Below are 5,524 nucleotides of genomic sequence, written 5' to 3' on the forward strand. Positions count from 1 at the left end.
CACGGACACGGGAAACTTGGCAACGATCACCCAATCGGGTCCACAAATCGCTTTTTCGCCAAGAATCTGCCACAACGCGAATTCGATCCGGACAAGGCTCGATTCCACCTCAAGAAGGCTGGCCTTTCGGATCTGAAGATCAGCTTATCTGCTGCAGATGCAGCTTTTCCAGGGGCAGTCGACGCTGCGGCGATTTACCAGCAAAACGCAGCCAAAGCCGACATCAGAATTGATGTAATCCGCGAGCCGAATGATGGCTATTGGGACACCGTTTGGATGAAGAAGTCCTGGTCAATGAGCTATTGGAACGGCCGGCCCACCGCGGATTGGATGTTCTCTCAGGGCTATGCCGCTGACGCCGCGTACAATGAGGCCCATTGGAGGAACGCTCGTTTCAACGAACTGTTGGTGTCTGCCCGGTCCGAACTTGACGACGCCAAGCGTCTCGCGATGTATACGGAAATGCAGAGCATTTGCAGAGATGATGGCGGCGAAGTCATCCCGGTCTTCGCGAATTATGTCAGTGCTCTGTCGAGGAAAGTCGGTCACAAAAAGCTCGCGTCCAACTGGGATCTGGACGGTTTCCGTTGCGCTGAGCGCTGGTGGTTCGCTGATGCATGATGTGACGCAGTATTGAGAGGGCTACCCGGGCAGTACCCACACCACATCCCATGCCCTTCGATCCTGCAATTCACAGAATTGGAAGCGCTTTTTAAATGACACGCACACCCGAAGCCACGCGCTTCACTAATGACTCTCTTGCCAAATTCACGCGATGCGTCAAGCGGATCCAATTCTGTGATTACTCGACGATCGCGCATGCAACGCTCGTCGAGCGTCGGACAATTGAACAAACGCAGTGGGTGAGTGATGAGACATCATCCCTTTGACGACATGCCTTGCAATGTACCCACCTCCATTGAGATTGGCCGAAGAAACCAAGCTGTTGGGCTTTGTCACGTTGACGAGCAGCCCCCTATATATACCATCAAAAGATGGCGGTCCGCGGTCGGACCCCATCGATGATGGCGATCTGCGAGACAAGTCGCTTTATTCGCAACGTTTGTTAACGAAGCGTAGGCTCGCGAATAGAACTCATTTCGTGAAGGGATAGTACTATATGGATCTTGCATTAGAGAATAAGCGTGTTCTGATCACGGCGGGCGCTGCCGGTATTGGAAGAGCGGTGGCAGAACATTTTGCTGCCGAAGGAGCAAAAGTGCTCGTCTGTGATATCGACCCCGGGGCGATTGAGAGTGTTCAGCCAAGCACAGGCATTGTCGCAGTCGGCGCTGACGTTTCGAAGTCAGAAGCGGTGGCTAAACTCTTCGAGGAGGTCGATCGTCGACTGGGCGGGCTGGATATCTTGGTCAACAACGCTGGCACCTCTGGTCCGTCGAAGCCGGTGGAAGCTGTGAGTGACGACGAATGGAGAGCCACTCTTGGCGTAAATCTGGATGGCGCATTTTATTGCGCCAGGTCAGCGGTGCCACGCATCAAGCAAGCCGGAGGCGGATCCGTCATTAATATGTCTTCAACCGCCGGCTTATTGCCTTACTCGCTGCGCACGCCATACTGCACCGCAAAGTATGGCGTTATCGGACTGACAGATGTCATGGCTATGGAATTGGGGCCACACAACATTAATGTGAACGCGATATGCCCTGGTAATGTTGACACGCCCAGATTGGAACGTGTGAATCTGATGGCTGCGCAATCACGTGGGTTGCCAATTGAACAGATTAGGCAGACAGTTCTCAATCAGGCGTCAATGCGGAGACTGGTGAGTGTCCATGAGATCGCAAGTATGATTGTGTATCTCTGCAGTCCTCAAGGTCGGATTATCTCGGGACAGTCGATCGCCATCGACGGCCAAACCCTGGCAACCGAGTACTAAGAAGCCAACGAGTGTTGACCATTTCGGCGTGCGGCGATGCATAGTATTTGCCGCCGCGACCGTCTGCTCACCTAAGGAGAAAAGTGATGCCCCTAGCTATGAACCGCGAGGTCTTTATCACATGTGCCGTGACTGGTGTGGGGGATACTGCATCAATGTCCCGGCACGTACCTCGTTCGCCGAAAGAAATCGCAGCAGCGGCCGTTGAGGCTGCCAAGGCGGGAGCTGCAGTCGCCCACGTTCATGTTCGCGATCCTGAGACAGGGGCGCCATCTCGCAGAAACGATTTATACAAAGAAGTCACTGACCGAGTACGACAGGCGGATACGGACATTGTATTGAATATCACCGCAGGGATGGGTGGGGACCTGATATTCGGGAGCGTCGAGCGGCCCTTTCCACTGGCTCCCACTACGGACCTTGTCGGTGCCTCCGAAAGGTTTAGCCACATTGTCGAGTGCGCTCCAGAGATTTGTACGCTTGATTGCGGCACGATGAATTTCAATCTCGGCGATTACGTAATGACGAATACACCGTCGACACTTCGCGCCATGGCCAAGATGATGACAGATTTCGGCGTTCGCCCGGAGATCGAAGTTTTTGATACGGGGCATTTGTGGTTCGCCAAGCAACTGGTCGAGGAGGGCTTAATTGAAGACCCTGTCTTGGTTCAGCTGTGCATGGGAGTCCCGTGGGGCGCCCCAAATGACCTCAACACTTTCATGGCGATGGTGAGCAGCGTCCCTCCGGATTGGACATTTTCCGCCTTTGCGATTGGACGCGACGCGATGGCTTATCCGGCGGCCGCCGTGCTGGCAGGTGGTAATGTGCGCGTGGGCCTCGAAGATAATCTGTACGTTGCCAAAGGTCAGTTTGCGACCAACGGCCAGTTAGTCGAGAAGGCCGTTAATGTCGTGGAAAACATGGGCGCCAGGATCATCGGTCCTGAGGAAGTTCGTCGGAAACTTAAGCTCACCAAGCGGTAAATGCCATGTCCCCGCAGGACAGCGGGGCATCGCGACCTGCTGTCGTCAGAATGCTCGCCCAGACGCGAATGAAACAGGCAATTGGAAGCTGTCGCAAATGGCTAAAATCACTAAGGCGGCTTGTATCGGCGGGGGCGCTATAGGCGGAGCTTGGACTGCACGCTTCGTCCTGGCCGGCATCGATACGAAGGTCTTCGATCCGCATCCGGAAGCTCAGCGGCTCGTCTCCGAAGTCATGGCTAATGCCGAGCGTGCCTATGAGATGCTTACACGCGCGCCCCTTCCCGTCAAGGGCACCCTAAGTTTCAGTGACTCGCTCGAGGATGCGATGCGGGGCGCAGAGTGGATTCAGGAGAGTGGGCCGGATAGGCTTGATCTCAAGCGAAGCGTGCTCGCCCAGATAGACGCTGCCTCCAATCCCAAGGCGCTGATTGGCTCTTCAACTTCTGGGCTGATGCCGACTGATCTCCAGCGCGACATGAAACACCCGGAGCGCATGTTCGTAGCTCATCCCTGCAACCCTGTGTATTTGCTCCCGTTAGTTGAGCTGGTGGGCGGCAGGAAAACAGCCAGATCGGTGCTGGAGGACGCCAAGGCCACGCTGGCGACGGTCGGCATGACGGGGTTGATCATCAATAAGGAAATTGAAGCCTTCGTTGGTGACCGCCTTCTGGAAGCCTTCTGGCGTGAAGCCCTGTGGCTGATCAAAGATGACGTCTGCGATACCGAAACTCTCGATAATGTGATCCGCTACTCGTTTGGTCTTCGCTGGGCACAGATGGGCCTCTTCGAGACGTATCGTCTCGCTGGCGGCGAAGCCGGCATGCGCGACTTTCTTTCCAAATTTGGTCCGAGCCTTTCCTGGCCTTGGAGCAAGCTCACCGATGTCGTCGACCTCGACGCTGACCTTGTTGGAAAGATCGCCGTCCAGTCTGACGCCCAGTCGGGGGAGCGTGGCATTGGAGAGCTCGAGCGCATCCGCGACGAGAACCTGGTCGGAATCATGCAGGCGCTAAAGGCTGGCGATGAGGGGCGGGGCTGGGGGGCTGGCAGGCTGCTGGCTGACTTCGAGGCCCATCTCTGGAAGACCGCGCCAAAACCCCAGCCCAATCCAGGTAAAGAGCCATTGAAGCTTCTCGAAATCAAAGTTCCTTCTGCTTGGATCGACTATAATGGCCACATGACCGAATACCGGTACACCCAGTGCTTCGCCGATGCCTCCGACGCGCTCCTTCAAATGGTCGGCGTCGACGCCGACTATGTGAAGGCAGGCCACAGCTACTACACTGTGGAGAGCCATGTTCGGCTCCTTGCTGAGGCAAAGCTTGGGGACGCACTTCATGTCAAGGCACAACTCCTGCCCTCGGACGGAAAAAAGATCCATTCCTTCATGTGTTTGTATCGAGCTCCCGACGACACGCTGTTGTCAACCTGTGAGCATCTAATGCTCCACGTTGCATCAAAGGAGAGTCGAGCCGTTCCCCCACTGCCGGCAGTCATGACGAAGCTTAAGCCCCTCATCGAGGCTCATGCCGTTCTCCCAGCACCTGATGGGGTGGGGCGGTCGGTCGGGCAGAGGAAGTGATTACACCCGTAGTGCGGCAAAAGATATGGCTTGTCTTCGCCGCTTCGGCGACAGAGACAAGGTCCATGGGTCCGAACGACGCTTGCGATCAACTGTTACGAAACGAACGGTGACCCAGTGAAAAGAGGGAAGTCGCCATCTCCCCTGGCGGAATGCGGTGGGATGCGGGATGAGTGACGCCAACTCTGCGCCGTTGAGGAATCGCGGAGGCCGAGGGGTTAGATCTTTAGGCTACGAAGTTCGTCGCCGCACGATCTTTTGAGACTACGATCTACGGTTGGCTTGCGTTTGGTCATCGACTGCAAAAGAGCGCCGATGGCGTGTTTCGAAGCGGTGAAATAGATGATGAATTGAGCGCCTTGCGAGAGGACTCTTGGTGACCGGTCTAGAGGTCTCGTGACGACGTGTTTGTAGCAAAGGTAAGTAGGGCATGAAAGGGTGCGCCTTGACCAATCGCGGTTCGGAATGGCACCGATGGGAGCCGCATATTCATGCACCTGGTACTATCCTCAACAATCAGTTCGCTGCCTCTGACGCTTGGGGAACCTACCTCACCGCCCTCGAAGGCCTGACTCCCAAGATCGAAGCTATCGCTGTCACCGAGTACTACGTCACCGATACCTACGAGGAATTCCTCAAACACAAAGCTGCTGGCCGATTGCCCGGTGTGAAGCTGATCTTCCCGAACAGAGTTGCGCCTCGACGCCGCGGCAAAGTCCGGCTTCGTGAACATCCATCTCTTGGTCAGCCCAGAAGATCCTCACCACGTCGATGAGGTCAAGCGCATCCTCAAGCGCCTGCAATTCGGCGCTCATAACGACCGCTACGACTGCACACGCGAAGAGCTGATCAAGCTCGGAAAGCGCGCCGACCCAACGATCATTGATGACGGCGCGGCGCTTCGGCACGGTGCGACGCAGGTCAAGGTCAATTTCGGCCAGCTGCGCAACGTCATCCACGAAAGCGAATGGGCGAAGAAGAACATTCTGATCGCCGTCGCCGGCGCCGCTGGCGACGGCACGTCGGGTCTTCGGCAGGCTGCCGACGCCACGGTGC

At 56.1% G+C, this 5,524-nt stretch carries 3 protein-coding genes and 2 pseudogenes; all 5 read left to right on the forward strand.

Annotation, left to right across the window (positions count from 1 at the left end; translation table 11 throughout):
- Positions 1-621: pseudogene (locus EOA85_RS26075) on the forward strand (peptide ABC transporter substrate-binding protein); the annotation flags it as partial.
- A gap of 499 nt (positions 622-1,120) precedes the next feature.
- Positions 1,121-1,897 (forward strand): SDR family oxidoreductase, encoded by a 777-nt coding sequence (locus EOA85_RS26080; protein ID WP_127211688.1) that lies wholly within the window; start codon positions 1,121-1,123, stop codon positions 1,895-1,897.
- An 86-nt stretch (positions 1,898-1,983) separates the two neighbouring features.
- On the forward strand, positions 1,984-2,883 hold the full coding sequence (locus tag EOA85_RS26085; protein ID WP_127211689.1) for a 3-keto-5-aminohexanoate cleavage protein: 900 nt from the start codon (positions 1,984-1,986) through the stop codon (positions 2,881-2,883).
- A gap of 97 nt (positions 2,884-2,980) precedes the next feature.
- The gene (locus tag EOA85_RS26090; protein ID WP_127211690.1) at positions 2,981-4,468 is read left to right on the forward strand and encodes a carnitine 3-dehydrogenase; all 1,488 of its coding nucleotides are present in this window, start codon (positions 2,981-2,983) and stop codon (positions 4,466-4,468) included.
- Positions 4,469-4,913: 445 nt separating this feature from the next.
- Positions 4,914-5,524: pseudogene (locus EOA85_RS40160) on the forward strand (TrlF family ATPase); the annotation flags it as partial.

It is taken from the genome of Mesorhizobium sp. M5C.F.Ca.IN.020.29.1.1 (assembly GCF_003997375.1).
Lineage (GTDB): Bacteria > Pseudomonadota > Alphaproteobacteria > Rhizobiales > Rhizobiaceae > Mesorhizobium > Mesorhizobium wenxiniae.

Excerpts from the sequence above, each read along its gene's own strand:
- EOA85_RS26080 (WP_127211688.1), top strand. The coding sequence starts at position 1,121 with ATGGATCTTGCATTAGAGAATAAGCGTGTTCTGATCACGGCGGGCGCT.
- EOA85_RS26085 (WP_127211689.1), top strand. The coding sequence starts at position 1,984 with ATGCCCCTAGCTATGAACCGCGAGGTCTTTATCACATGTGCCGTGACT.
- EOA85_RS26090 (WP_127211690.1), top strand. The coding sequence starts at position 2,981 with ATGGCTAAAATCACTAAGGCGGCTTGTATCGGCGGGGGCGCTATAGGC.